Origin of the sequence: Caballeronia arationis (assembly GCF_001544975.2) — a bacterium.
Classification (GTDB): domain Bacteria; phylum Pseudomonadota; class Gammaproteobacteria; order Burkholderiales; family Burkholderiaceae; genus Caballeronia; species Caballeronia arationis.
Genome location: NZ_FCOG02000033.1, coordinates 52,868 through 79,615 on the forward strand (window position 1 = coordinate 52,868; position 26,748 = coordinate 79,615).

A 26,748-nucleotide genomic window follows, 5' to 3' on the forward strand; every position below is an offset into this window, starting at 1 on the left:
GCGATGACGGCCTGCATACGTTACCAAAACGCATACGGTCGGCTTGCCGGATCGCCTCGTCCCGAAATACGCGCGTGCGCCGGCTCGACGAGCCGACGCACGCCTCACCTCAAACGAGCCCCGTCATGTAGTACACCCCGATCACGAAGAACACTGCCAGCGTCTTGATGATCGTCACCGCGAAAATGTCGCGATACGACTCGCGGTGCGTGAGCCCCGTCACTGCGAGCAGCGTGATGACGGCGCCGTTGTGCGGCAGCGTGTCCATGCCGCCGCTCGCCATCGCGACCACGCGATGCAGCACTTCCAGCGGAATGTGCGCGGCGTCGGCGCCCTTGATGAAAGTGTCCGACATCGCGGCGAGCGCGATGCTCATCCCGCCCGAAGCCGATCCCGTGATACCCGCGAGCGAACTCACCGAAACCGCTGCGTTCACGAGCGGATTCGGAATGTTCTTCAGCGCATCGCTCACCACGATGAACCCCGGCAGCGCGGCGATCACGCCGCCGAAGCCGTATTCCGACGCCGTGTTCATCGCCGCGAGCAGTGCGCCCGCGACCGCCGCGCGCGTGCCCGTCGCGAAACGCTCTTTCACGCGGCCGAACGCCGTCAGCAGCACGAGCACGATGCCGAGCAGGAGCGCGCCCTCGACGGCCCAGATCGCGACGACCGTCTTCACTGCCGTCGTCACCGGCGCGTGCACGCCCGGCAGTACTTCGGGCGCGACCGTGTAGCTCGCGCCGTACCACGTCGGAATCCACTTCGTCAGCGCGAAATTCGCCACGCCGACCAGGATCAGCGGCGCGACTGCGAGCAGCGGATTCGGCAGCGACTTCGCCTCGACGCGCTCCGGCTCGTTCACGAGCGACGTACCGTAGCCTTCGCCCTTCGCCATCGCGGAGCGGCGGCGCCATTCGAGGAACGTCAGCCCCACCACGATGATGAACAGCGAGCCGATCACGCCCAGCCACGGCGCGGCCCAGCCGGTGGTCTTGAAGAACGTCGTCGGGATGATGTTCTGGATCTGCGGCGTGCCGGGCAGCGAATCCATCGTGAACGAGAACGCGCCGAGCGCGATCGCGCCGGGCATCAGGCGCTTCGGAATATTGCTCTGGCGATACATCTCGGCCGCGAACGGATAGACCGCGAACACGACCACGAACAGCGACACGCCGCCATACGTGAGCAGCGCGCACACCGCGACGATCACCGCATTCACGCGCGACTTGCCGATGTAGCGGATCGCGGCGACGACGATCGACTCGGAGAATCCCGACAGTTCGATCACTTTGCCGAACACCGCGCCGAGCAGGAACACGGGGAAATAGAGCTTTACGAAACCGACCATCTTCTCCATGAAGATGCCGGAGAAGACCGGCGCGACGGCCGCGGGCTCGGTGAGGAGCACGGCGCCGAGTGCCGCGATCGGCGCGAAGAGGATGACGCTGTAGCCGCGATAGGCGGCCAGCATCAGGAACGCCAGGGCGGCGAGCACGATGATGAAGGACATTGAGTCTCCGTTGATGTTTTTGTGGGCGGCTTCTTGTGAAAGCCAGTGTGTGCGGACGATGACGCGACGGGCGTCACTGCAGGCAGGTTCCGTGCCAGCGCCGATTCCGCACGCCTTGCAGGCGAAATGCCACGCGGATCGATGAGCGATTGTACTGAAATGTCCACGAAGCGAGACAGCCGCACACGACGAAATATCACCCGCCAATGCTCCATTCAAAGGATGAACATGGCATTGCGCACTGTCTCTGTTGTGAGATATTCTGTCGCGATAAAGAGACCACGACAACGATAGATGGGGAACACGCATCGATGGACGACTGGACCAATGTGCCGGCCAATTACGGCGACGTGCTGCGGCGCGCGATGGATTCGCTTTTCAAGACCTTCGAGAACCTGAGCGAAGGCACCTTCATCGTCGATGCGGACGCGCGCGTCGTCTGGATCAACAAGCGCTATGCGGCGCGCTTCGGCTTCTCCGATCCGGCGCAAGCGATCGGTCTCGACTGCGAATCCGTGATTCCGCACAGCCTGATGCGCGAAGTCGTGACAACCGGCAAGCCGATCCTGCTCGACGTGCTGGAAACGGACCGCGAGCCGCTCGTCGTCACGCGCCTGCCGCTCAAGGACGACCACGGCGCGACCGTCGGCGCGATCGGCTTCGCGCTCTTCGACGAGATGAAGGCGCTCACGCCGCTCTTCGCGCACTACTCGCGCGTGCAACAGGAACTGATCGCGACGCGCCAGTCGCTCGCGCAGGCACGGCGGGCGAAGTACACGTTCGCGAGTTTCGTCGGCACTAGCGCGGCGAGCCTGGAAGTGAAGCGCAAGGCGCGCCGCGCCGCGCAGGTCGAATCGCCGGTGCTGCTGCTCGGTGAGACCGGCACCGGCAAGGAACTGCTCGCACACGCGATCCACGGAACCTCGACGCGCGCCGCCAAGCCGCTCGTCACCGTGAACGTCGCGGCGATTCCCGACACGCTGCTCGAAGTCGAGTTCTTCGGCGCCGCGCCGGGCGCGTACACCGGCGCGGATCGGAAAGGGCGGGTCGGCAAGTTTGAGCTGGCCGACGGCGGCACGCTCTTTCTCGACGAAATCGGCGACATGCCGCTGCCGCTTCAGGGCAAGCTGCTGCGCGTGTTGCAGGACAAGGAGTTCGAGCCCCTCGGCTCGAACCGCATCGTACGCGCGGACGTGCGGATCATCGCGGCCACCTCCGCCGATCTGCCCGCGCTGGTCGCGGCCGGCCGTTTTCGCGCGGACCTGTTCTATCGCCTGAACGTGCTGACGATCCACGCGCCGCCGCTGCGCGAACGGCTCGCCGACATCGAAGCGCTCGCCTACGCGATCCTCGAAGAACTCGCGACCGAGGCGCGTCCCGGTCACGCGGGCCACGCCGTGCTGCAGGACGATGCGCTGCGGCTACTCTGCGCGTATCCGTGGCCCGGCAACGTGCGAGAACTGCGCAACACGCTTGAGCGCGCGCTGATGCTGTCGGACAGCGAGCATATCGATGCCCGCGCGCTTGCGCCGTTCATCGGCTCGGCGCGCCTGCAGCCTTCGGGCGAAAAGTCGTCCAGCGATGAAGAACCCGTCACGTCCTACGCCGACGCGATGGCGAGCTTCGAAAAGACCTTTCTCGTCGATGCACTGCGCGCGAGCGGCGGCCGCGTGACGGAGACGGCGAAGCGCATCGGTATCGGGCGGGCGACGCTGTACAAGAAGATCGTCGCGCTCGGGATCGACGTGTAGCGCCGCGCAGGTTTATGTCCGCGTGGCATACTCCGGAGATCAAAAAATACAGCGTGAACAAGGGGTTGGCATGAAGATCGGGAAAGCGTTCGGCCTTTCGGTTTCATTCGCGGCGATGGCATCGGCGCTCGCCGGGTGCAGCAGCGCACCGCCGCTCTTTTCCGCCGACGGCCGCCCGACCACGCTGATCCAGTGCCCCGCTGCCGGCGGCTGGAGCCTGTGCACGCAGAACGCGCGCGCCACCTGTCAGGGCGCTAACTACGACGTGCTCGAACAATCCACCGACAACGGCCAGAACGGACTGCTGATCGCCTGCAAACCGCAGTGAGGGCGCATCCGTTTCGACTCGGGTGCCGTATGTGTTCTTAGCCTGATCCGCGAGACGAACAGCAGCCCTCTTGCACGAGGCCAGGGTTAGCGTGGGACCGCAGCAAGCGCCAGATGGGACCAGAGTAAGGCACTGAAGTGCCAACTCTGGTCGACAGGAGAAACGATGTCGAAAGCCGGCTTTGCCCCAGAACGCCTCGCACGCATCACCGGCGCGCTGCAAGGTTTCGTCGGTTCTGGCGATGTCGCCGGCATCGTCACGCTCGCGTGGCGGCACGGCGAGATCGCGCACGCCGACACGCTCGGCTTTCGCGACCTCGAAACGCAGGCGCCGATGACGCGCGACACGCTCTTTCGCATCGCGTCGATGACCAAGCCGGTGACGAGCGTCGCCGCGCTGATGCTGGTCGAGGAAGGGCGGCTCGATTTGGACAGCGCGGTGTCGAAGTGGCTGCCCGAACTGAACAGGCTCGCGGTGCTCGCCACGCCTGACGCGCCGCTCGACCGCACTGAGCCGCTCGACGCGCCGATCACGCTGCTTGATCTGCTGACGCATCGCGCGGGCTTCGCGTATCACTTCACGGCGGAAGGCGCGCTCGCCGACGCATACGAGAAAGTGTTCAACGGCTTTGATGTCATGGTCGATCCGGCGCGCTGGCTGGAACATGTTGTCGAGCTTCCGCTCATGTATCAGCCGGGCACGCGCTGGCATTACGGCGTCACGACCGACGTGCTCGGCGTGCTGATCCAGCGCATCGCGGACATGTCGCTCGACGAATTTTTCCGCACGCGCATCTTCGGGCCGCTCGGCATGCCGGATACCGGCTTCGTCGTGCCGCAGGAGAAAGTCGGCCGGCTGTCGACCTCTTATGTCGTCGATACCGCGAGCCGCCAGCAGGCGCCCGAGGATCATCCTGTGACGAGCCGCTGGATCAACCCGGCGCGTTTCCAGAGCGGCGGCGGGGGACTCGTTTCTACCGCCGACGACTATCTGCGCTTCGCCCGCATGCTGCTCGGCCGCGGCCGCCTGCAGGGCGATGCCGACGAACGCATGCGTGGCCCGCGCCTGCTCTCGCACAAGTCGATCGACCTGATGCGCTCGAACTTCCTCAGCGCCGAGCAGCGCCGCATTCCGGCGTTCGGCTATCCCGTATGGGCGAGCCAGGGTTTCGGCCTGGGCCTTGCGATCGTCGACGACGCCGCGCGGCAACTGCGCGCCGGCTATCGCTCGCCGGGCTCATTCGGCTGGCCGGGCGCGCTCGGCACGAGCTGGTTCGCCGATCCGGTGGAAGACATGATCGGCGTCTTCATGATCCAGCGGCGCGCGGAGGAGCCGTTCCCGATGGCGCAGCAGTTCGAACATCTGCTTTATGACGCCATCGACGACTGAAGTAAAAGAACTGACGAATCCCGGCACTTTTTAGGTCGCTAGCGGTCTTCTGAACAGGCGAATACTGCGGAGCAAGGATTCATGGCGACCTACAAGCAACTCACGGCGCAACTCGAAAAGCTGCAGGCCGAAGTCGCGGCGGCGCGCGAAAAGGAAGTGGCCGACGCCATCGCAGAGATCAAGGCGAAGATCGCCGATTACGGGTTGACCGCCGAGGAACTCGGCTTTCACGCGCTGCGCGGCAGGGGCGCGTTAGCTGCGAGAAAGGCGCCGCTGCCGCCGAAGTACCGCAACCCAAAGACGGGCGAAACGTGGAGCGGACGCGGACGCACGCCCGCATGGCTCGCGGGGAAGAACAAGGAGCGCTTCCTCATCGAGTAACCCGGTGCGAAAGCGCGAAAGCCGTCAGTCGTGTTGGGTCTCGCGCAGCATCGTCACGTCGTAGCCAAGTCCGCGTGCCCGCTCGATCAGCGCCTTGCGTTCGGCGGCAGCGGGCCTCGCCTCGCGCGTCAGTATCCACAGGTAGCGCCCGCTCGGCTCGCCGACGATGGACCACGAGTAGTCATCGGCATGATCCAGCACCCAGTAGTCGCCGACATAGAACGGCCCGAAGAACGACACCTTCAGCTTCGCATTCTCCGACCCGGCGACGATCTTCGCGCGTCCCTCCGACGCTTTGTACGGTCCGGTTAGCCCGCCCACTCGGCACGCATTGACGACGGAAACGAGGCCGTCGTCGCGTTTCGCATAGTTCGCCGTGACGGCTTCGCAGTTGCGCTCGAAGCGGTTCTCATAGCGCGCGAATTCAAACCACTGACCGAGGTAGCGATCGAGGTCGACGGACTTCGCCGGTTGCGGCACCTTCGCGTTGCCGCTCTTGTTGGCGCCTTGCGTCGCGCAGGCAGCAAAGAGGCCGACGGAGCCGATCGCGAGTACCGCTGCGGCGCCATAAAGCCAGGGACGTTTCAAGGTCATCGTTATTCCGTGCTGAGGGACGAATGGAACTTCCGTTCAGCAAGCTTCGTTCCGACGCTCCCGAAAGCGCTCACCTTTGAGGCGCGCGGCCTGTCCCGGGTGTGTGCGCAACCGCACGTTCGATCTGCGTAAAGCACTTCGAATGAATCGTGCAAATCATTGATGCAATTGAATTTACGCATGCGAGCGACAAACGCTCCTTCGAGGACGGACGCGAGGTGCTCGTCCGGCAATGGATCGCGGGTCCCGTATTAGCTCACCTGAAGCGTTCGCAACCGATGGTGTTCGCGGTAACCAAGAAACCGTTGCGTATGCAACGATCGATGAGGCGGCATGTCCGGCAGACTCTGTCGAATCTTGCAAAGCCTTATGTAACAAGGGTTTGAGGGCAAACGGCACAAACCGTCGACGGCTTGCGCGGATGGTTAGAAATACTGTGAATCGCGCAATCGTGAGCTTCGGTGAGTCGTGTCGACTCACCGATCAGCAGCTCCCGCAACGTCTCACCTTTGGCTGCGAAACGACCTGCGGCCGGCTGCATCAGGCGGTATCCTTGCCTCCACCCGACCATCCGCCGACTGGCCGTTCCCCTTCATGCCGCCACTGGTTTTATCGCTGTTCACGCCGCTTCTCACCATCATCCTGCCGATCTTCGGGCTGATCTTCGCAGGCTTTGCCGCCGCCAGGCTGCGCAAGCTCGGACCCAGCGCATCGTCCGAACTGAACCGTTTCGTCGTCTATCTCGCGCTGCCCGCGCTGCTCTTCGACATCATGGCGAAGACGCCGTGGAGCATGCTCGATCAGCCCGCGTTCATCGCGGTCTTCGGGATCGGCTCGGGCGTCGTCTTTGCCGCGACCGTGTTCGTGCGGCTCAGGCAGTCGCGCCATCTCGCCGATGCAAGCATCGACGGTCTCAACGCTGCTTATCCGAATACGGGCTTCATCGGCTTGCCGCTTTGTCTGCTCGCATTCGGCCAGCCGAGTCTCGCGCCTGCCGTCATCGCGACCATCATGACCGTGTGCGTGCTGTTCGCGGTTGCCATCGTGATGATCGAACTCGGCTTGCAGAACGAGAGGCATATCGGTGCGACGTTCGGCCGGGTGGCGAAGTCGCTCGCGACGAATCCGCTGCTCGTCGCGCCGCTCGCGGGCGCGTTGTGGAGCGGCGCAGGGATGCATGTGTCGGGCGGCGCGGAGACGTTTCTCAAGCTGCTGGGTGGCGCGGCGAGTCCGGGTGCTCTCGTCGCGCTGGGGCTTTTTCTCGGCGAGAAGGCAGGCGTGCGCAACGGCAAGACCGCGAGCGCGCTGGTCGCGCTGAAGCTCGTCGCGCAGCCGTTGCTGACGTGGTGGCTCGCGTTTCACGTGTTTGCGCTGCCGCCGTTGTGGGCGAAGACGGCGGTCATCCTGAGCGCGCTGCCGACGGGCACCGGACCGTTCATGCTCGCCGAGTTCTATCGGCGGGAGGCGGCGGTGACTTCGAGCGCGATTCTCATTTCGACGCTTATATCGCTCGTCACCGTGACCTTGTGTCTGGCGGTGATGCTCTAAAGCGCGTCTGCGGCCAAAAAAACGCCCGGCGCGAAGCGTCGGGCGAAACCACCATCATATCGATGGGTGGAGGAGGCCGGTTCTTCCTGCCTGAATGTTCCCGCGAGTGTTACTTGGCCGTCGTGGCGCGGCTCGCGACGATCTGAGCATGGCGCTGCTGGTACGGCAGCAACTGCGGATAGGTGCGGTCGTTGACCGCTTCCAGATCACCGTTGCGACGCGCGGTCGCCAGTTCGGCTTTGACCTCTGCGCGAGTCTTGCCGGTGACGCTTGCGGTTACCGCACCCGGCGACTGAACGACCTCGTCGGCGAATGCGGGGGCGGCCGCGACGAGCGCGGAAATCAGCAAGCCATTGATCAGTGCGCGTTTCATCTCGAAGTCTCCTGAATGCATCGATGGACGCAGTGTAGGAGAGAAGCTATCGGACATTAATGGCGATTGAGCCAACAGATTGTTGTGCGGCTGGCGCGAAATGCTGGCATGCGGGCGACGACGAAAACGGCCACGGCGCGTCGATTGTTGCGGTTTCGGTAAGAACTAGTTGGCTCGGACGCGATTTTTCTGCGTACGCTTCATAGCTATCCTTCATCCATCGATCGCTTCCGATCGTTCCCCTGAAAACATACTGAAGGTGTCTCATGAAACGTATTCTCTCCGCGCTCATCGCTTCCATCGCCCTGCTGGCCGCCGCGGGCGCCGCTCAGGCGGCCGATTCGCAGCCGCAAAGCTGCCAAGGCCCGGCGTCGCAGTGCAACGTGTTTTTCGGCCAGTAAGCCGCGAGTATCCGCCGGCTTCCAACGACAAAAGCGAGAGCGCCAGTGAGCGCTCTCGCTTGCGTTTACCGATCCCGAACTAAACGATACGCAGATATCTCCCCAAGTTATCCACATTTTCTGTGCATAACTTTGTGGAAATCGGCGGCTCAAGGGCGAGCGCTCGCGCCATCGACCGGGTTGCACCTCGCTTGGGCATCGGACGGTCGTCCGTGCGTGGCAGGTTCGCAATCCGGCGCCTATGATGGGCGGGTCGCGATAGCGGTGTCGCCGTGCGCGAGGGATAGGGCCCGGCCTTTTGCGCCGCCGCGCTGGCGGACAGCGGTCCATCGATGCCTCGATTCACTCAATCAAGGGAACTCGTCATGACCTACAAAGTTGCGGTTGTCGTCGGAAGCCTTCGTCGTGAGTCGTACAACAAGCAGCTTGCGCACGCGCTCATTTCCCTCGCGCCGGGCGATTTCTCGTTCGAGTTCCTCGACATCGGCAGCCTGCCGCTCTACAGCCAGGACTACGACGCCGATTTCCCCGAAGCCGCCCGTACGCTCAAGCAGAAGATTTCCGAAGCGCATGCGCTGCTCTTCGTCACGCCCGAATACAACCGCTCGATGCCCGGCGTGCTGAAAAACGCGCTCGACTGGGGTTCGCGGCCGTGGGGGCACAGCGCCTGGGGCGGCAAGCCGGGCGCGGTAATCGGCACGTCGGTCGGCGCGATCGGGACGGCGCTTGCGCAATCGCATCTGCGCGGCGTCTGCGCGTATCTCGACATCGCGCTGCTCGGGCAACCGGAGATGTACATCAAGCACGACGAGAAGCGTATCGATGCGAGCGGGAAGATCGTCAGCGAAGACACACGCAAGTATCTGCAGGGCTTCATGGACAAGTACGTCGCATGGGTGAGGGATCACGCGAACGTCTGAAGCTGCTTCCGGCGTCGGCAAAGAAAACGGCCCGCGCGAGCGGGCCGTTGCACGACAAAAGCGGCAATGCGGGATCAGACGTGATGATGTCCGGTCACGCGATCCCAGCCATGACGGATCGCAGCCTTGAAGCGATCCCAGGTATCGCCGCCTTCGGGGTAGCGGCTTTCCCAGTCGCGCCTCAGCTCGTACTCCATCTGATCGTCCCACTGGCGGCTGCGAAAGCGCTCGTCGTTGCCGAGATTCGCGCCATAACGATAGGCGCCTTCGTAATCCTCGTAGGGCGAGCCCGTCGCCGCATACTTCGAGTCGTAATCGCTGCGGAAGTCGTCGGAATATTCCATGTATTCATCTGGAATCGTCTGCGGTCCGAGCGCTCCGGGCGCCCGGTCCGAGGCCGACGGCGCAGCGACGCGACCGGCATCCGGCCCCTCAGGCTCCGATACGTGCGGCGCGAAGGCATCGTTCGCGGCGGCATCTGTTTCGTCGAGCGCGTTGACCGGGCGCCAGTCGCGCGCGGAGGCGGCGCTCGTACCCGGCAACGGGCCGCCGGCTGCGAGGGAACCGTGCTCCATCACGCGATCGGATGCGGTCTGGGAATCGCGTTCGGCGAGCGGATCGTAGCGATACGTCGCATCGCGGCCGCCGAGCGCGTCGCTCGCGGGCGTCGCGGGAGAACCCGAAGCCGGCGATACCGGATCGCGCTGCGCAGGCGTTCCGATGTTGCTCGCCGACAGAGGATCACGGCCAGTCAGCGCATCGCGTTCGCCGAGCGCATCGCGTGCGGGCGTCCCGGTTCCCGGCGTTGCGGTCTTCAGCGGCGCGAGCGGATCGAAGCCCGCGAGCGCGTCCCGCTCGGAAACCGACGCGGGCGCCACCATATCGCGCTGCGCGGGCGAGCCGATGTTTTCAGCCGCGAGCGGATCGCGGCCGGCTGTGCCGCGCGCGAGCGAGTCTTCGCGCGTCGTGGGCATGTCGAGCGGTCCGAGCGGCGCGGCGGGCGTTTCGGTGAAAATGTCGCGCGACGAGAGCGTCGCCGGGTCCTGCGGACGCAGCGGATTGCCAAGCGGATCCCCGAGCGGATCGATCACCGGCTCGACGGCCGGATCGCCGACGTCCGCACGCGGGTAGGCCCGCGCCCGGTTCAGGTCGGCGCGCGCGGCGGACGGCTCCGCGTTCAGCGGATCGCGCCCCGGTACGGCGCTGCCGCGCCCGAGACCGAGTTCGTCGAGCACGGAATGATCGCGGTCATCCTCCATTGCCGATGCGCCATGCGCCAACGCGCCCCAACTCGCCGCACGTTCGTCGATGTCGACCGCGCCTTGATCAGCGAGCGTCGTGCGCGCGATGTCGACCTCGGCTTCGGTGTTCGTATCGACTGCGACCAGCACCGCGCCGCGCCGCACGGCTTCGGAATAATGCGCGACTTCGGGCGGCTGGTCGCGGCCGCCGAACAGCATCGAGAAAAAGCGCTCGATATTCGCGAGCATGCCGGGTTCGGCATGCGTCTCGGCGTCCGGCGCAATCGACGGTTCGGCGGCGTCGTCGCGTTTCGGGTTGGCCTGTAGTTCGATGTCGCCGTGCGAAAAGCCCGCGGCAGTGAGCGCCGTGCGCGCCTGCTCGGCCTGCGCGTAAGTGTCGAAAACGCCGATGACGGTATGCCGCATGGTTGCCTCCTTCGAATGGATGAGATCTCTGGACGCAGCACGCGCAAGCCGGTGCGGCGCAGGTCCTTCACTCACGCAACTCGCGTGCCGGACGGCAGTCGCGGCGCGGGCGTGCGCAGGCGCTGCGCCGGGCGGGATTTCGCAAAATGCGCTGTTTTTACAAAACCGGTAGAAAAAGGCGGAACCCGGCGGGCGCCGCCGCGCGGGCGGGCGGTCAGAGCGCGGTGCTGCCCGTCGCGCGGTCGGCCGATCGCGATGCGCGTTTCGCCTCGGTGCAGCCTTCCTTGATCGACTGGAGCAAGGCGTCGAGCAGCGCGATGTCGAACGGTTTCGAGAGCACGCGCGCGTCCACCTGCCGCGCGCGGTCGAGTTCCTCCGCATAGCCGGTGACGAGGATCGCCGGCACGCGCGGTTCGAACGACTGGAGGATTTCGGCGAGGTCGATGCCGTTCAGCTTGCCCGGCATGTGGATGTCGGACAGCACGACGTCGAAGGGCAGCGTGCTGCCGGGCGGCAGGCTGTCGCGATGGGTTTCGAGCAGCGCCAGCGCGGCGTCGGCGTTGAACACGTAGGTGACGCGATGGCCCATCATCGTGAGCAGCGCCTCGGTGCCGGCGGCGACTTCCTCGTTGTCTTCCACGAGGAGCACGCTCAACGCGTGCGATTCGACCGGCACGGCCGGCTCTTCCTTGACGGCGGCGGAAGGCACGCTCGCCGCGCCCGTGCGCGGCAGATAGAGCCTCACCGACGTGCCCGCGCCGATCGCACTGTCGATCGTCGCGAGACCGCCCGCGCGCTCGCAGAACGCGAACACCTGCGGTAGCCCGAGGCCCGTGCCCAGTCCCTTCGGCTTGGTCGTGAAGAGCGGTTCGAACGCGCGGTTCAGGACGTCGGAATTCATGCCGGCGCCGGTGTCCTCCAGCGAAAGCTGCACGAAGTCGCCGACGATCGGAAAGCCGTCCTCATGACGGAAGCTGATGTTGTCGGCGTGAACGGTGAAGGTTCCGCCGTTGGGCATCGCGTCGCGCGCATTGACGGCGATGTTGATCAGCGCGAGTTCGAGTTCGGCGGGATCGACGCGGATCGGCCATACCTCTGCATCGACTTCGACGTTGAGCGCGACCTTCGCGCCCAGCGACGCCCGCAGCAGTTCGCGCGCGGCGGGCACCCATTTGCCAATCGCGATGTTCTCGATGCGCAGCGGCTGCTTGCGCGCGACGCCGAGCAATTGCCGCGTCAGCGACTGGCCGCTCTTGAGCGCGCGTTCCATCGCGGAGAGTTCGCGTTCGAGGCCGTCCGCGCCGCGCCGCCGCGCGATCTGCACGTTGGTCGACACGATCATCAGCAAGTTGTTGAAGTCGTGCGCGACGCTGCCGACCAGGTTGCCGAGCGCTTCCATCTTGCGCGCCTGGCGGTAGGCCGATTCGATCGAGCGGCGCATCGACGCTTCCGCCTGCCAGCGCTCCCACGCGTCCTCTTCGGTCGCGAGCCGCTGCAGTGACAGCCAGATCACGCCCCACAACACGATGCACGGCGCGAACACCGAGAGCGCGAGCACGCTCACGTGCCGATACCACTCTGCCCAGATCGTCGAGATCGGATAACCGCTCGACACGTACACCGGATAAATACCGACACGCCGGAACGCGACGATCTTCATCTCGTTATCGAGGCCCGAGCGCATCTCGACGACGCCGTTTCGCATCCCCTGGCTGTACGCCGCGCGCAGTGGCGAGGTTGGCGAGAGCGCGTTTCTGCCCGCCGGGCGCGGCGGATACCACGCGAGCACTTCGCCGTCGGCGCGCGTGAGGCCGAGCGTGACGGTCGGCTGGTCGCCGAGCAGTTCGCGATAGAACGCGCCGAAATACGCCGGCCGCAGCGCGATCGACACGATCCCGTTGAAGTTGCCGTTGTCCTTGCGGCGCGTCACGGCTGTGTTGAACACGCTCTCGCCCGCGACGCGGCCCTGCATCACGCGCGAAAACTGCTCCATCGGATGTCCGCGCTGCATGCCGGCGAAGTCCTCGCGATTCGCGATCGAGACGGGCGGCGTCGGATAAGTGCGGCTCGTCGCGATGAGGGTGCCGTCCGCGCCGAAGATCGACACCGCCGCGACCTGCGGATAGTTGCCGCCCATCGCACGGAGCTTCTTGTAGATCGCCACGTCGTCGTGGCGAATGGCGGCGTCGTCGAGGCCGTCGACCAGATCGATCACACGCTCGTTGAGCATCACGTTCATGTCGAAGACCTTGAGCGCGTGCTCCTCCGCGACGCGTGCGTTGCGCGACACGACATCGGTCGCGGCTGCGATGCGCCCCCGGTAGTCGTTATAGGCCGTCATCCCCACATAGATGCACGGCAGCACGATAGCCGCGATGAGGAGCGCATAGAGCGTGAGCCGCTGGGCCGCGAAGTTACGCTCGGGCACGAGCGGAAACGGCGGTTCATCCTGCCAGGACTCGGCGGCAGGCCCGGCCTCAGACTCGTCACGTGGCGGCGTCATTGGAAATGGGTGCAGTTTTTATTCAAATTCGGGCGTGTCATCTTAAACGCAAAGCCGATACGCACCGATTACAAACGTGAGGCAAACGTTTGCCCATGATTTTCGCGGGAATACTCCACTCGGACGAGCGGGATTTTATTTGTTTGCACAAAGCGTGCCGAAAAAAACAACATGTAGATTTGACGCCAACTTGAATGGCATTGCTGTGAAAAATGAAATCAGCGAGATTTCCGGAAGCGCAAACGTACACAAAAGAATGAAAAATATCTGGAAATTGTACGAATGGAATAAACTACTCAATATGACGATCATATGATAAAAGACAGGTGATCTTGGGGTTTTGGTGAGTTGCTTTGACATCCTTTTGGCCGGACAATTGAATCGTCTGATGGTCACGCGCCTGAAAGAGCGCAAACCGCAGGGCGAGGACTTCGCGCAGCGTTTCCGGGGAAATCACGGCTAGAAGCGGTTCGAACCGCCAGTGCCGCGCCAGCGCGAGGGAAAACTAGAAACGATTCGGCCTTGAGGCGCGAATCCTGTACGGGGCTGGCTTCCACGATGCCGAACGAAACCGTCATTGCTGCGCGTGCGCCGACCACGCCGCGCACGCCTGCCGCATGGCGCGCGTATGCGCATCTGCGTCGCATCCAGCACACTTTTACCGACGCGCGCGCGATCACCTGCGCACGACAGCGACGGATTTATTCAGGCGTCCCGCTAAATCCACGCAATTGCCACGAGCGGCCGCTCTCGGCGTTTCCGGCGCATTTTTAGGCGTTTCGATTCGCGTTTTTCAGTCGATTCCTGTAAAGAACATCGCCGTTGCGCCGTAAACGAATGCGTAATGCGCGTCGTTCGGGTGCGCACAGCCCGATAAACCGTAAATCGATCCCGCCGACCATGCCCTTGCCGATTGTTATTGCCGACGATTCCCTGCTTGCCCGCAAGGTATTGACGCGCGCGCTGCCCGAGGACTGGGATGTCGAGATCTCGTATGCGACCAACGGCCGGGAAGCGCTCGATCTTTATCGCGCAGGCCGCGCGGAGGTCATGTTCCTCGATCTCACGATGCCCGACATGACGGGCTATCAGGTGCTCGATGCCCTCCAGCACGAGGACCTGAACACGTTCGTGATCGTGGTCTCGGCCGATGTGCAGCCGATGGCGCAGGAGCGCGTGCGCGCGCTCGGCGCGATCGCGTTCCTGCCGAAGCCCGTATCGCCCGAGGCCTTGCGCCCCGTCCTGAAGGAGTTCGGTCTCCATGTCTGAACCAGCCATGAACGAAGATCAGCGCGACGCGCTGCAGGAAGTCGCCAACATGGCGATGGGGCAGGCCGCGACGCGACTGTCGAAGCTGCTCGGCACCTTCATCGAGTTGTCGGTGCCGCGCGTGCGGGTGGTCGGCGTCGCGGAGGCGTCCGGCGCGCTCGCCGCGATGACCGGCATCACCGATACCGTCACTGCCGTGCGTCAGGGCTTTCGCTCCGACATCAAGGGCGAGGCGATCGTGCTGTGCCGAAGCGGCAGCGTCGAGCAGCTGTGCGCGCTCGTCGACGATCCGTACACCAAGTCGACCTACGAAGCGACGTCGCAGGCCGAGCTGATTTTCGACGTCGCGAACGTGCTGATGGGCGCGTGCGTCGGATGCATCTTCGACCGGCTCGGGCGCACGCCGATCTTCTCGCCGCCGGGCATGCTCGGCACGGCTCTGGCGCTCGACGACGTGTTCCATCCCGCCTCGCTCGCGTGGAAGACGGCGCTGCTGCTGGAAGTGAACTTTGCGCTGGAAGACCATAGCTTCCGCGCGCATCTCGTGATGCTGATGGCGGAAGACTCGATCCTGCGCATGAACGAGGCGCTCGACGCGCTCCTCTCCAGCTTATGAACGACTTGCGGCACGTGCTCTCCGAACTGGTCGTCGAACGTGTCGGGTTCGGGATTTTCGTGCTCGACCGCGAGCTGAACGTCGTGATGTGGAACCGTTTCATGCAGGACCACAGCGGCAGGACGGCGGAGCAGGTGATCGGCCGCTCGATCTTCACGAGCTTTCCCGAACTGCCGCGCGTGTGGCTCACGCGCAAGGTCGAAAGCGTGTTTCAGCTCGGCAGCTTCGCGTTCAGTTCGTGGGAGCAGCGCCCGTATCTCTTCAAGTTCGATCACGACCGGCCGATCACGGGCGGCGTCGACTACATGCAGCAGGACTGCACGTTCATGCCGCTCGTGCGCGACCGGGAAGTGGTCGCCGTGTGCGTCACGATCTCGGACGTCACGCACGCGAGCATGATGCAGCGTGCGCGCGACGAAGCCGTCGCCAAGCTGCAGGAATACGCGGACCGCGACGGCCTGACGGGCATCGCCAACCGCCGCTATTTCGAGCTGCGCCTCGCCGACGAATTCGCGCGCTGGCAGCGTTACGGCGGCGGGCTTTCGCTGCTGCTCTTCGACCTGGACCACTTCAAGCGCATCAACGACGAATTCGGCCATCTCGTCGGCGACACGGTGCTGCGCGTGACCGCCGGGCGCGTCGCGCAGACGATCCGCGTGCAGGACCTGTTCGGCCGCTTCGGCGGCGAGGAATTCGCGCTTCTTTTGCCGTGCACCGGCTTTCCGGATGCGATGGCCGTCGCCGAGAAGGTGCGGCAGGCAATCTGCGAAACGCCCATCGACGTGCAGGGCACCCGCGTGCCGGTCACAGCGAGCTTCGGCGGCGCGCAGGCGAAAAAGGACGTCACGTCGTCCTACGAGGCGCTCATCAACGAAGCCGACGCCGCGCTCTACAGCGCGAAACGCCAGGGCCGCAACCGCTCGATCGGCTTCTGCTGACGCGGCCCGCCCGCCTGGTCCGCAGGGCCGTCAGGGCGGCGAATGCCAAACATTGCTATACTTTTTGCCGCTTCCGGCCATACAGAGCCGGCGAGCGCCGGTTTGTCCGTGCGGTGCGCCACCCACGCGTTCCGTTTGCGGCACGCCCGACATCCGGCGCCGATCCCTAACATTTGCCCTTGGGGGCGCCACAGCGGAGTCCGTCTTGGCCGTTTCCAACCTGATCGTCGACGATGCCGAACCCGATGCCGCGAAGGTGACGTCGGGTAGCTCGTTTTACCTCGCGATGCGCATCCTGCCGGCCGCGCAGCGGGACGCGATGTACCAGATCTATGCGTTCTGCCGCGCGGTCGACGATATCGCCGACGAAGGCACCTTGCCGCGCCGCGAGCGCGCGGTGGCGCTCGACCGCTGGCGCGCGGACATCGACGCCTGTTACGCCGGCACGCCGAAAAGGTCGCTTGAAGCCCTCACGCGCCATATCCGCGCGTTTCACCTTTCGCGCGACGACTTTCACGCCGTGATCGACGGCATGGCGATGGACGCCGCCGGCGATATCGTCGCGCCCGACGAAGCCACGCTCGATACATACTGCGATCGCGTTGCGAGCGCGGTCGGGCGGCTGTCGGTGAGGATATTCGGGATGCACGAGGACGCCGGACGGCGTCTCGCGCACCATCTGGGCCGCGCGCTGCAACTGACCAACATCCTGCGCGACATCGATGAAGACGCCGCCATCGGCCGCGTGTACCTGCCGCGCGAACTGCTGTCGCGCGAAGGCATTTCCACTACGGATCCCGCCTCGATCGTCGCCGATGCGCGTCTGCCGCGCGTGTGCGCCGTCCTCGCCGAGCGCGCGAAGGGCCACTTCGCGCAATCGGACACGATCATGGCCGCCTCGCCGCGCGCGCAGGTTCGCGCGCCGCGCATCATGGCGGGCGCCTACCGGTGCGTGCTCGACGCCAATCTCAGGCGCGGTTTCGACCAGCCCCGCACGAAAGTCCGTACGCCGCGTTCGCGCCTGTTGTGGATCGTCGCGCGTAACGTGTTCTGATGTCGCGGCTCGTTCATGTGATCGGCGCGGGCCTCTCGGGCCTCGCCGCGGCGGTCCAATTGCAGCGTCGCGGCGCGCGGGTCGTGCTGCATGAAGCGGCTCCGTACGCGGGCGGACGTTGCCGCTCGTATTTCGACGCGAAGCTAAACGCGACCATCGACATCGGCAACCATCTCGTGTTGTCGGGCAATCACTCGATGCTCGGCTTCGCGCGCGCTATCGGCGCCGCGGACGATCTCCTCGGCCCGACGCGCCCCGAATATCCGTTCGTCGACTTGAAGAACGACGCGCGCTGGACCGTACGGCTTTCGTCCGGCCGCGTGCCGAAGTGGATCTTCGACCCCGAGTCGCGCGTGCCGGGCACCCAGCCCGCTGATTATCTGTCGCTCGCGCCGCTCCTCTGGGCGAAGCCCGGCCGCACGATCGCGCAGTCGCTGCGCGCGCAGGGCCGCGTCTGGGACGCGCTCCTGCGGCCGCTGCTGCTCTCGGCGCTGAACACCGATCCGGCCGAAGCCAGCGCGCTCGTCGCGGGCAACCTGTTGCGCGAGACGCTGGTCGCGGGCGGGCAGGCGTGCCGGCCGCTCGTGGCGGGAAGCGGGCTCGGCCGTGCGTTCGTCGATCCGGCGCTGCGTCACCTGCAATACGGCGGCGCCGACATCCGGCTCGGCGCGCGCTTGTCCGGCATCGGTCTTGCCGGCGCTGATTCGAAGCAGCGCGTGAGTTCGCTCGATTTCGCCGACGATTCGATCGCGGTGGCGCCGGGCGACGGCGTCGTGCTCGCGGTGCCGCCCCACGTCGCGCGAACGCTGGTGCCGGGCCTGACCGCGCCGACCGAATGCCGCGCGATCGTCACGGCGCATTTCGCCGTCGATCCGCCGTTGGGATTCGCGCCGGCAACCTGCCTGCTGAACGGCACGGCCAACTGGCTCTTCGCATTTGACGGTCGTCTTTCGGTGACGGTCTGCGATGCGGGCCGTTTCCTCGACACGCCGCACGACGAGCTGGCGCGCACGCTCTGGGCGGAGGCGGCGAAAGCCGCCGGCATCGCTGTCGAGCCGATGCCGGAATGGCAGATCGCCGCCGAGCCGCACGCGACGCTGGCCGCGGTTCCCGGGCAGGAGGGCCTGCGCCCCGCCACGCGCACGCGCTGGCCGAATCTGATGCTCGCGGGCGACTGGACGGCCACGGGCCTCCCCGCGACGATCGAAGGCGCGATCCGCTCCGGCCAGAAGGCCGCGGACGCGCTGATGAACCCATCGATGGAAAGATGATGAACGATACTTCCCTGCCGGGCCTCGACCGGCCGGTTTCCCCCGCCGCGCTCGAAGCGGCGGTCGCGAAAGCCACCGACGCGCTGCTCGCCGCGCAACATTCCGACGGCTACTGGCTGTACGAACTCGAAGCCGACGCCACGATTCCCGCCGAATACGTGCTGCTCGTGCATTACCTTGGCGAAACGGCCAATGTCGAACTCGAAGCGAAGATCGCGCGCTATCTGCGCCGTATCCAGCGGGAAGACGGCGGCTGGCCGCTGTTCGCTGACGGCGCGATGAACGTCAGCGCGAGCGTCAAGGCGTATTTCGCGCTGAAGATGATCGGCGATTCGCCCGAGGCGCCGCACATGCAGCGCGCCCGCCGCGCGATCCTGGCTGCGGGCGGCGCCGAGCAGTCGAACGTGTTCACGCGCATTCTGCTGGCGCTGTTCGGCGTGGTGCCGTGGCGCGCGGTGCCGATGATGCCCGTCGAAATCATGCTGCTGCCGATGTGGTTCCCGTTCCACCTGTCGAAGGTGTCGTACTGGGCTCGCACGGTGATCGTGCCGCTGCTCGTGCTGAATGTGCGGCGGCCGGTGGCGCGCAATCCGCGCGGCGTGCGCATCGACGAACTCTTCGACGACGCCCCCGTCAACACCGGCTTGCTCGCCCGCGCGCCGCATCAGAAGAAGGGCTGGTTCGCGTTCTTTCGCTGTGTCGATACGCTGCTGCGCGCCGTCGACGGCCTGTTTCCGCACGACAGTCGCGAACGCGCGATCCAGGCGGCGGTGAGTTTCGTCGACGAGCGGCTCAACGGCGAGGACGGCCTCGGCGCGATTTTCCCGGCGATGGCCAATTCCGTGATGATGTACGACGTCCTCGGCTATCCCGCCGATCACCCGAACCGCGCAATTGCACGCCATTCGCTGGAAAAACTGCTCGTCATCGACGAATCGCCCGATGGCGAAGCGTATTGCCAGCCGTGCCTCTCGCCCGTGTGGGATACGTCGCTCGCCGCGCACGCGCTGCTTGAAACCGGCATGCCGAAGGCGCGCGCGGCGGTGTCGCGCGGGCTCGAATGGCTGCGCCCGCTGCAGATTCTCGACGTGCGCGGCGACTGGATCTCGCGCCGGCCGAACGTTCGGCCGGGCGGCTGGGCGTTCCAGTTCGCGAATCCGCACTACCCGGACGTCGACGATACGGCCGTCGTCGCGATGGCAATGCAGCGAGCCGACCGCGAGAACGGCACCGCCCTGTACGGCGAGGCGATCGCGCGCGGACGCGAGTGGGTCGTCGGCATGCAGAGCAGCGACGGCGGCTGGGGCGCGTTCGAGCCGGAAAACACGCAGTATTACCTGAACAACATCCCGTTTTCGGACCACGGCGCGCTGCTCGATCCGCCGACGGTCGACGTGTCGGCGCGCTGCCTGTCGATGCTGGCGGAACTTGGCGAGACGCCGTCGAACAGCGAGCCGGCAAGGCGAGCGCTCGACTACATCCTGCGCGCGCAGGAACGCGACGGAAGCTGGTACGGCCGCTGGGGGCTGAATTACGTCTACGGCACATGGTCGGCGCTCTGCGCGCTGAACGCGGCTGGCCTGCCGCCGACCGACTCGCGCGTGCGGCGCGCAGCGGAATGGCTGATCGGCATTCAGAACACGGACGGCGGCTGGGGCGAGGACGGCGAAAGCTACAAGCTCGACTATCGCGGCTACGAACAGGCGCCGAGCACGGCGTCGCAGACCGCGTGGGCGGTGCTCGGACTGATGGCGGCGGGTCTCGTCGATCATCCGGCGGTCGCGCGCGGCGTCGCGTATCTGCAGTCGACCCAGCGCGACCACGGTCTCTGGGACGAAACGCGCTTCACGGCGACCGGGTTTCCGCGCGTGTTTTATCTGCGCTACCACGGCTATCGCAAGTTCTTCCCGCTGTGGGCGCTCGCGCGCTATCGCAACCTGACGCGCGAAGGGCTCTCGCGCGTGACGGCGGCCATGTGAGCGCGCGCGACGTGCGCCGCTTTCGCGATGCGCGCGATTCGGGCGGCGTGCCCGTCGTCGCGGTCACCGGCATGGCGTTCGAGGCGAGGATCGTGCGCGGACGCGGCGTCGATGTCGTCTTCGCGGCGCGCGCCGACTGGCTCGAACGTGCGCTTTCCGAAGCCGTGGCGCGCGGCTGCTCCGGCATCGTGAGCTTCGGCACGGCGGGCGGCCTTGCGCCCGACCTGGAGCCGGGGACGCTCGTCGTCGCGGATGCGGTTTCGGGTCCGTTCGGCCGGCTCGTCACCGATATCGGCTGGTCCGACCGCATCGTCGATTCCTTCGCCGGCACGCCGCTCGCGGCGCTGACGCGTCGCGGCACGATCGCCGCCGTCACCGCACCGGTCACGAGCGAGCAGGCGAAACGCTCGCTGCATCAGTCGACGGGAGCGCTCGCCGTCGACATGGAATCGCACATCGCGGGCGCCATCGCGACGGCGCGCGGACTGCCCTTCGCCGTATGCCGCTCTATCGTCGATCCGGCGTGGCGCACCTTGCCGAGCGCGGCGACGGCGGGTCTGCGCGATGACGGCCACACCGCCATCGCGCCGATCCTGCGGGAATTGCTGCGCCAGCCGTCGCAACTCGGGGCGCTGCTTCGGCTCGCCTCCGATGCGCGCGCCGCGCGCACGTCGCTCGTGCAGGCGCGACATGCACTCGGCGCCGCGCGGGCGCTGGCTTTCGACTGATATCTGTCTATATCAAAGGGAGCAGCACAGCGGGAAGACGATGGGCAACGCTTCAAGTAGCGGACAAAAGCGAGCGCGCTTGTTCAAGTAGCGCGTGCGACGCTGCGAAAGCGTCCCGTCCCGCCATATCCAGAGCGGCCTGGGCAGTAAGCGAGAACAACCGGTCGTCGGACGTAACGACCAGCTTCGAGCCAAGCGCGGGAGTGTCGTAAGTGCGAAAGAATGCGAGCAATTGGAACGCATCGAACCGCCCATTCTCGGGACCTGACATCGCCAGAATTTCCGCCGCTGCAGCCAGCTGTCGATAGCTGAGAGGAATTCGGAACGTTCCATGCGCTTCTCTCTGTTGTAAGTCAGAGTCGTCCGCGGTCAGTTGCAGCCGTAACCCGTGCGACGACTCCACCAGCAGATTGCCTGCCCATCCGTGCAAACGAACATGCTGCCGACTGTGTCGCATTGAACGGTCGACTGCCGACGCGCGGTAGAAGGCGAATTGTCTTTCGCAATTTCGGAATCTGACGACGCTACCGCGGCCGCGGTTGCCGCTCGGACCTTTGCCACGCCTTCGGTGGGCTTCGTCGATGGCGCAGCTGCAGGCATGACGCTGCATCCAGAAACAAGAATGCCAAGACAAATCAAGGCAAGCACAAGATTGGTCTTCGATGACAACATGATTCTTCCCTTGCTCGTGTTCGGCGGTCGTGAGAATCAGCCCGGTCCTTCACGCCGGTATTGCCTAGCCATGGCTGTCGATCCACGCTCGAGCCCAGCCAAGGCCGGCTACTTCGGCTTCTTCTTCTGTATCGAAAAGACCCAGAACACCCGACGCCTCAATTAGCCTGTTGTTGCGGGTAATGGTGCCGCTCGCCGCATATCGTCCGGGTTGCAGGATGTCTGCTTGTTGAAGGATCGCATGGCCCCAGATGCTGTACCGCTCATAGTTTTCAGATTGCATGAGTACATACCTTCAGGGATACGCGTCGAACCCAGCGGTCCAATGCGGCCGCCTCTGGAAAAGATGGTGCGCGTCGAGCGGGCCTTCTGCCACAAGGCGCCTGTCTGTAGTGCGGAGTATATGGCAGCAACGATTGAGTGAGGCGGCATGCACCGACACAATGATAATTCCGTCGTCGAGTGCGAACGCTGGTGGAGCAAAAAATCGTCTATTGTGCATTTGTCCCTGGCCGTATCACGCCTGATTCGAGCGGCAGGCTCATGCTGATAGCTCTCGGGAAGGTAATGCAGCCACGATTCTGTCTCGCACTCTCACCGAGCGCACGCAGTTGCGTCCGGCTTGTTTGGCCGCGTACATCTGCTTGTCGGCGGCGGCAACGAGGACATTGACGTTGAGACCATATCGCGGCGTGCAGGTCGCGCAGCCGATACTGACAGTCACGTATTCGTAGTCGCTGCGGTAGTGCTTTAGTTGCATAGCCTCGATCCGTTGACGGATAGCTTCAGCAAGTACATTCGCGCTCTCGGCAGTCGTGTCAGGCAAAAGAACTGCAAACTCTTCGCCGCCGTAACGGACAACGAGGTCCGACGAACGACTCACCGATGCGCGGATGCTATCCGCGACCAGAATGAGCACGCCGTCGCCGACTTCATGCCCGAGCGCATCGTTGAATCTTTTGAAATAGTCAATGTCGATAAAAAGCATCGACAATGCGCGGCCGCTTCGCCTGGCGCGATTCCATTCGCTGTCTAGAGCGGCCTTCAGGCTGCGGCGGTTGTCCAACCCGGTTAGCGCGTCGGTCAGAGCCTCGCGCAAGAGGTTCGACTCTGTAGTCACCTCCACCTCCATCGCGAACGCGACTACCCAAGCGCCGGCTATGGCGAAAACGCCGAAGGTCAAGGCGAGAGCGATTAGCAACGCACTCTCGAAACCGATCTGGAGCGACGACAGAGTGACGACCGCTGCCGCAACGGCCATGGTCGTTCCCATGATGCCGGCAATCATGGGGCGTCGGCCAATCGACTGCACGACGTGAGCTAAATAGCGGCGCGTCGCTGCGTTGAAGCGTTGGGTGCTCCTGGCAGTTGCCCGGCTTGCATTCGATTCGATTGTGAACATGGCTGCCTCCCTCCTTGGGAGAAGTGCCGAGAGAGCCCGTCGACGCGGGCAAGAACTCGGGAGCCAATGCTCGTCTATCTAATTGCTTATGCAATGACTGCCCTGACAATCAAATGATAGGTCGCGCAGCTAAAGGTGGGTGCGACCACTTGTCGCAATTAGAAGGGTCTTTCGAAACCGGACCGGAGGCGTGGCCAAGCCGTTGGATTCTGTCCGCGCCCTCCTGCCGCTAAGCAGGGCAGAGAGGTAACGACGCGTCCGCGCCTGCAAAAGCGCGTGGTCGACAGAAGATACGTCCTAAGCTCTGACGGGGTTGTCTTTCTCGCTGAGAAAGGCAAGGGCTGTCGTGCTCCAACTCTATCGCGCGGCAACGTTAGGGCGGCGTCTAACGAAGCGATGGCGAATGTACTGAGACGCAAGCTCCGACATACAGCGGTGTGGGAGAAAACCATGGTCGCTGAGGGAGTCAACCGGCCGCGACACGAGAGCGCATGAACGCAGTGAGGCATAGGCTGCGTGCGTTCTGAAATCCGAGTTCCTTGTAAAACCGGATGGCAGATGTGTTGTTGCTGAAAACATGGAGAAACGGAATACGCCGCGCTGCTGTATCGACATGCAAAGGTGTTCCATCAGCAGCCTCCCCAATCCACGTCCGCGCCAGCCTGGATGTGTGCAGACTGCGCTGACCTCCACATAGTCGCGAGCGACCATCCGTTCCCCTGCCATGGCAACCAGTTGCGTTCCTTCCTTGATGCCAAAGTAGGTGCCCATCTCATAGGTGCGCGCGCTGAAAGGACCGGGCTCCGTCAGCTGGACAAGGCGAAGCATACTTTCCACGTCTTCAATCCCGAGTCGCCTGATGACAGTTCCCTCGTCTACGGAGCGCAGGTGGCGCCCGGCAATCATCTGGAGTACGCGCCCTTCGAGAACAACATCGTATCCGGGCGGCACCTCCGGCCTGTTTGTCGAAACGAGCGCCACGCGCTCCATGGGAAGCAGCATGCCCGCAATCTGCGCAACTCTGTCGTATGTGTAGTCTTCGGCCGCGCCAAAAGGCGCGAACTCCGGTCGATACCTCAGGGCGCTCCCATTTCGTTGTGCCAGCTCTGAATGCGCCCCGGTGAGCGACGACCACACGACGTTATCGAGATAAGCTTCGCTTTCGATTTCGATCAGAAATTCGTTGCTTTGTGGGTCAGTTCGAGAATTCATCGGTCGTTCCTCCTTTCTGGATGTCGCCTGCGATGTCGGCGCATCGCGTTCAGATTATTGCGGGTACCTGTCAGGCCCGCGCGAGCATCGTGCCACCACGGCCAGTGCCAAGGACGTCGCGATTGCAAGACGTCCTCGACCGCCACGGTTGTTCAACCTTCGGAGCCACGCGACAGGAAGGCACTGCCTTCAGGCACTTCGCTTTTCGAACGCAGTTCGATTCGCGTGGACGAATTCCTCGACGGTCTGCGGGGCTTTGCCGGTGACGTGACCGATGACGTCATCTGTTCCTTCAAATACACCGTTTTGATAGTCGACCGCCACTTCGATGAAGTGTTGAATGGTGAATTCGGGGAGGTCGTATTTGCTCAGGTGCTCGCGGTAGCCTTCGAGTGTGGCCGGGATGTAGTCGATCTTTCGGTCGAGGACGTCGCTGATTTTGGCGGCAATCTCTTGCTGGCTCATCTCGGTGGGGCCACAGAGCTCGTAGGTCTTGCCAATATGGCCCTCCGGTTCGGATAGAACTGCCGCGATGAAACGCGCCTGATCTTCGGCCGCGATTGGCGCGTGACGCCCGTTTCCGAAAGGAAGCGCAATCTTGCCTTCCTGGACTATCGTGTCGCGTACCCACGGAAACACAAGCCACTCGGAAAAGAACGTGGGACGGATGTGTACAGTCGGGACGCCGGACCAATCCAGAACCCGTTCGGCAATCCAATGGTCGCGCGCGGCGTGACTTTTTGCGTCTTCCCGAGCGGAGATTTGCGACATGTTCACCACGACGTCGAGTCCGGCGCGACGCGCCGCGTCCGCGAAGTACGCGGTTGCCTGAATGAACCCGGCGCGCACAGGGAAACAGAGATATGCCGCCGAGACCCCTTCCGTGGCGCGTATGGCGTCGTCGTGGGAAAGCAGGTCCCCGACCACGATTTCGGCGCCAGCCTTTCGAAGCGCCTCACTGCGCTCATCGATACTGCGAACAAGCGCTCGCACGGAGTGGCCGCTGTCCAAAAGGTTCTGAACGGTGTGCACACCGGTCTTGCCGGTCGCGGCTGTAACCAGAATCTTCCGTTGCTCCATGATGACTCTCCTATCCATAAGTTAAGCGCGTCCGTTTCGAAGAAATACTTGCAAGCGCCTCGGTACGCGAATCTGTGCATATGCACAGATTATTCCGAGAAAAAATCGCACGGTGCACCAAATCGCGGCGGCGCCATCTCGATACGGGTTGGCTGATGACTGGATGTTAGTCATAATCCAGATGTGAGTCAAGCAAGTGTCTATTGCCGCGGCAGCATCAATTTATCGCGCAATCTGGATTAATCTCATACTCCACAATCAATGGCAACGGAACTATGGGTCATTCACAAGCAAAGAAAGTCGCGACACATCAACGCATCGTCGAGGTTGCCGCGAAGCGTTTTCGCGAACGCGGCATTGAAGGCGTCAGCATTGCCGACCTGATGAAGGAGGCCGGACTCACGGTCGGCGGCTTCTATAAGCACTTTGATTCTCGCGACGAGTTGGTGAGGGAGGCATTCGAGCACGCGCTGCACGATATCGAGCAGTGGGAGGCGGCCATTCCCGTTGCCCCTCGTCAGGCCATGCGTTCATATATGTCTGAATCGCATCGAGATAACGTAGCCGCCGGTTGCCCGATTTCAGCTCTGGTCAATGACATGAGCCGGGGCACGGACGAGACGCGGGAGGTATTCTCAGACCGGGTCAGAAAAATCATCGAACTGATTTCTGGGGCCTCACCTGCAAAGGAGAACGCCAAAAAGCGTACTGAGGCTCTGCTCATCATGAGCGCATGTGTGGGCGCGGTTGCGCTGTCGCGCGCAGTCTCCGACCCAAAACTGTCGAATCAAATTCTCGAGGGCTCCTTGAGTGAAATCCTTGAGATCCTGTCACCCAGGCGCTCGATATAGACCACGCAGACAATGTGAAGCGTTCCTTGCGTCGCAGTCGATCTGAACCGCCTCCGATTTTTCTGGACACGAATTTGGGGTAAAAGTGTGTCTGGAAACGGAGTTGAACATGCTGAAGAAGTCGAATGTCACTGAGGTTGTGCCGGGGGCGGTGGAAGGAGCGCGTAGCGCGACTGGAAGCGCCCCCGGCGCAGCCGCCGAAGTGAAGCGGTGGTCAGCGAACCGGAAGAAAGGAGTCGTCTTGCGGCTATTGCGCGGCGAGCCGGTGGATGCCATTTCGCGCGAGGTATCGGTGCCGATATACCGGCTCG

26 protein-coding genes are annotated in these 26,748 nt (G+C 64.0%); 17 read left to right on the forward strand and 9 right to left on the reverse strand.

Going from position 1 to position 26,748, the window contains the following annotated elements; all coding sequences use genetic code 11:
- Nucleotides 1-109: 109 nt before the first annotated feature.
- Nucleotides 110-1,510, reverse strand: a complete 1,401-nt coding sequence (locus tag AWB81_RS20650; protein ID WP_062638408.1) for a GntP family permease — start codon at nt 1,508-1,510, stop codon at nt 110-112.
- A gap of 311 nt (nt 1,511-1,821) precedes the next feature.
- Between AWB81_RS20650 and AWB81_RS20655 the strand changes: the two genes are divergently transcribed.
- From AWB81_RS20655 to AWB81_RS20670, 4 genes are all read left to right on the forward strand, one after another.
- Nucleotides 1,822-3,261 (forward strand): sigma-54 interaction domain-containing protein, encoded by a 1,440-nt coding sequence (locus AWB81_RS20655; protein WP_062638409.1) that lies wholly within the window; start codon nt 1,822-1,824, stop codon nt 3,259-3,261.
- A gap of 70 nt (nt 3,262-3,331) precedes the next feature.
- Nucleotides 3,332-3,589, forward strand: a complete 258-nt coding sequence (locus AWB81_RS20660) for a hypothetical protein (protein WP_062638410.1) — start codon at nt 3,332-3,334, stop codon at nt 3,587-3,589.
- Between the two features lie 165 nt (nt 3,590-3,754).
- Nucleotides 3,755-4,978, forward strand: coding sequence for a serine hydrolase domain-containing protein (locus tag AWB81_RS20665; RefSeq protein ID WP_062638411.1), 1,224 nt, complete (start codon nt 3,755-3,757; stop codon nt 4,976-4,978).
- A gap of 81 nt (nt 4,979-5,059) precedes the next feature.
- A complete protein-coding gene (locus tag AWB81_RS20670) occupies nt 5,060-5,359 on the forward strand; it encodes an H-NS histone family protein (RefSeq protein WP_062638412.1) in 300 nt (99 codons plus the stop codon).
- Nucleotides 5,360-5,383: 24 nt separating this feature from the next.
- Here AWB81_RS20670 and AWB81_RS20675 read toward each other — a convergent pair whose 3' ends face one another.
- Nucleotides 5,384-5,953, reverse strand: a complete 570-nt coding sequence (locus AWB81_RS20675) for a lipocalin family protein (protein ID WP_062638413.1) — start codon at nt 5,951-5,953, stop codon at nt 5,384-5,386.
- Nucleotides 5,954-6,102: 149 nt separating this feature from the next.
- Between AWB81_RS20675 and AWB81_RS44790 the strand changes: the two genes are divergently transcribed.
- Together AWB81_RS44790 and AWB81_RS20680 are read left to right on the forward strand one after the other, a co-directional pair.
- Nucleotides 6,103-6,339: a hypothetical protein gene (locus AWB81_RS44790; RefSeq protein ID WP_143753562.1), complete on the forward strand. Its 237-nt coding sequence runs from the start codon at nt 6,103-6,105 to the stop codon at nt 6,337-6,339.
- A gap of 208 nt (nt 6,340-6,547) precedes the next feature.
- Nucleotides 6,548-7,501, forward strand: coding sequence for an AEC family transporter (locus tag AWB81_RS20680; RefSeq protein ID WP_087135085.1), 954 nt, complete (start codon nt 6,548-6,550; stop codon nt 7,499-7,501).
- 109 nt (nt 7,502-7,610) lie between these two features.
- Here the strand turns inward: AWB81_RS20680 and AWB81_RS20685 are convergent, their stop codons facing one another.
- A complete protein-coding gene (locus tag AWB81_RS20685) occupies nt 7,611-7,874 on the reverse strand; it encodes a DUF4148 domain-containing protein (RefSeq protein WP_062638414.1) in 264 nt (87 codons plus the stop codon).
- A 266-nt stretch (nt 7,875-8,140) separates the two neighbouring features.
- Between AWB81_RS20685 and AWB81_RS48305 the strand changes: the two genes are divergently transcribed.
- Nucleotides 8,141-8,275, forward strand: coding sequence for a hypothetical protein (locus AWB81_RS48305; RefSeq protein WP_268811756.1), 135 nt, complete (start codon nt 8,141-8,143; stop codon nt 8,273-8,275).
- A 365-nt stretch (nt 8,276-8,640) separates the two neighbouring features.
- Complete coding sequence (locus tag AWB81_RS20690) at nt 8,641-9,195, forward strand: NADPH-dependent FMN reductase (protein ID WP_062638415.1); 555 nt, start codon at nt 8,641-8,643, stop codon at nt 9,193-9,195.
- Nucleotides 9,196-9,269: 74 nt separating this feature from the next.
- Here AWB81_RS20690 and AWB81_RS20695 read toward each other — a convergent pair whose 3' ends face one another.
- Nucleotides 9,270-10,862 (reverse strand): hypothetical protein, encoded by a 1,593-nt coding sequence (locus tag AWB81_RS20695; protein ID WP_062638416.1) that lies wholly within the window; start codon nt 10,860-10,862, stop codon nt 9,270-9,272.
- A gap of 214 nt (nt 10,863-11,076) precedes the next feature.
- Nucleotides 11,077-13,365, reverse strand: a complete 2,289-nt coding sequence (locus tag AWB81_RS20700; RefSeq protein ID WP_062638417.1) for a hybrid sensor histidine kinase/response regulator family protein — start codon at nt 13,363-13,365, stop codon at nt 11,077-11,079.
- Nucleotides 13,366-14,265: 900 nt separating this feature from the next.
- On the opposite strand from AWB81_RS20700, the gene AWB81_RS20710 reads away from it, so the two are divergent.
- The 7 genes from AWB81_RS20710 (at nt 14,266) to AWB81_RS20740 (ending at nt 21,220) form a co-directional block, all read left to right on the forward strand.
- Nucleotides 14,266-14,634 carry a response regulator gene (locus AWB81_RS20710; RefSeq protein WP_062638419.1) on the forward strand — a complete coding sequence of 123 codons (369 nt, stop codon included), beginning with the start codon at nt 14,266-14,268 and terminating at the stop codon, nt 14,632-14,634.
- Entirely contained in the window at nt 14,627-15,250 is a 624-nt protein-coding gene (locus AWB81_RS20715; RefSeq protein WP_062638420.1) for a chemotaxis protein CheC, read from the forward strand. The genes AWB81_RS20710 and AWB81_RS20715 overlap by 8 nt, the downstream gene beginning before the upstream one ends.
- Nucleotides 15,247-16,188, forward strand: a complete 942-nt coding sequence (locus AWB81_RS20720; RefSeq protein ID WP_062638421.1) for a sensor domain-containing diguanylate cyclase — start codon at nt 15,247-15,249, stop codon at nt 16,186-16,188. Before AWB81_RS20715 ends, AWB81_RS20720 begins: the two co-directional genes overlap by 4 nt.
- 205 nt (nt 16,189-16,393) lie before the next feature.
- Entirely contained in the window at nt 16,394-17,242 is an 849-nt protein-coding gene (gene hpnD, locus AWB81_RS20725; RefSeq protein ID WP_062638422.1) for a presqualene diphosphate synthase HpnD, read from the forward strand.
- Complete coding sequence (hpnE, locus tag AWB81_RS20730; RefSeq protein ID WP_062638423.1) at nt 17,242-18,513, forward strand: hydroxysqualene dehydroxylase HpnE; 1,272 nt, start codon at nt 17,242-17,244, stop codon at nt 18,511-18,513. Before hpnD ends, hpnE begins: the two co-directional genes overlap by 1 nt.
- The gene (gene shc, locus AWB81_RS20735) at nt 18,513-20,492 is read left to right on the forward strand and encodes a squalene--hopene cyclase (RefSeq protein ID WP_062638424.1); all 1,980 of its coding nucleotides are present in this window, start codon (nt 18,513-18,515) and stop codon (nt 20,490-20,492) included. Before hpnE ends, shc begins: the two co-directional genes overlap by 1 nt.
- Nucleotides 20,493-20,563: 71 nt before the next feature.
- On the forward strand, nt 20,564-21,220 hold the full coding sequence (locus AWB81_RS20740; protein WP_062638436.1) for a phosphorylase: 657 nt from the start codon (nt 20,564-20,566) through the stop codon (nt 21,218-21,220).
- A 736-nt stretch (nt 21,221-21,956) separates the two neighbouring features.
- Here the strand turns inward: AWB81_RS20740 and AWB81_RS20750 are convergent.
- The 4 genes from AWB81_RS20750 to AWB81_RS20765 form a co-directional block, all read right to left on the reverse strand.
- On the reverse strand, nt 21,957-22,175 hold the full coding sequence (locus AWB81_RS20750) for a DUF6566 family protein (RefSeq protein ID WP_087135086.1): 219 nt from the start codon (nt 22,173-22,175) through the stop codon (nt 21,957-21,959).
- 258 nt (nt 22,176-22,433) lie between these two features.
- Nucleotides 22,434-23,294, reverse strand: coding sequence for a diguanylate cyclase (locus AWB81_RS20755; protein ID WP_062638425.1), 861 nt, complete (start codon nt 23,292-23,294; stop codon nt 22,434-22,436).
- Nucleotides 23,295-23,651: 357 nt separating this feature from the next.
- On the reverse strand, nt 23,652-24,506 hold the full coding sequence (locus tag AWB81_RS20760) for a GNAT family N-acetyltransferase (protein ID WP_062638426.1): 855 nt from the start codon (nt 24,504-24,506) through the stop codon (nt 23,652-23,654).
- Nucleotides 24,507-24,695: 189 nt separating this feature from the next.
- A complete protein-coding gene (locus tag AWB81_RS20765) occupies nt 24,696-25,586 on the reverse strand; it encodes an NmrA family NAD(P)-binding protein (protein ID WP_062638427.1) in 891 nt (296 codons plus the stop codon).
- A 275-nt stretch (nt 25,587-25,861) separates the two neighbouring features.
- Between AWB81_RS20765 and AWB81_RS20770 the strand changes: the two genes are divergently transcribed.
- Nucleotides 25,862-26,437, forward strand: coding sequence for a TetR/AcrR family transcriptional regulator (locus AWB81_RS20770; RefSeq protein WP_062638428.1), 576 nt, complete (start codon nt 25,862-25,864; stop codon nt 26,435-26,437).
- Nucleotides 26,438-26,546: 109 nt separating this feature from the next.
- A partial coding sequence (locus AWB81_RS46900) for a hypothetical protein (RefSeq protein WP_235025847.1) occupies nt 26,547-26,748 on the forward strand: 202 nt, incomplete at its 3' end.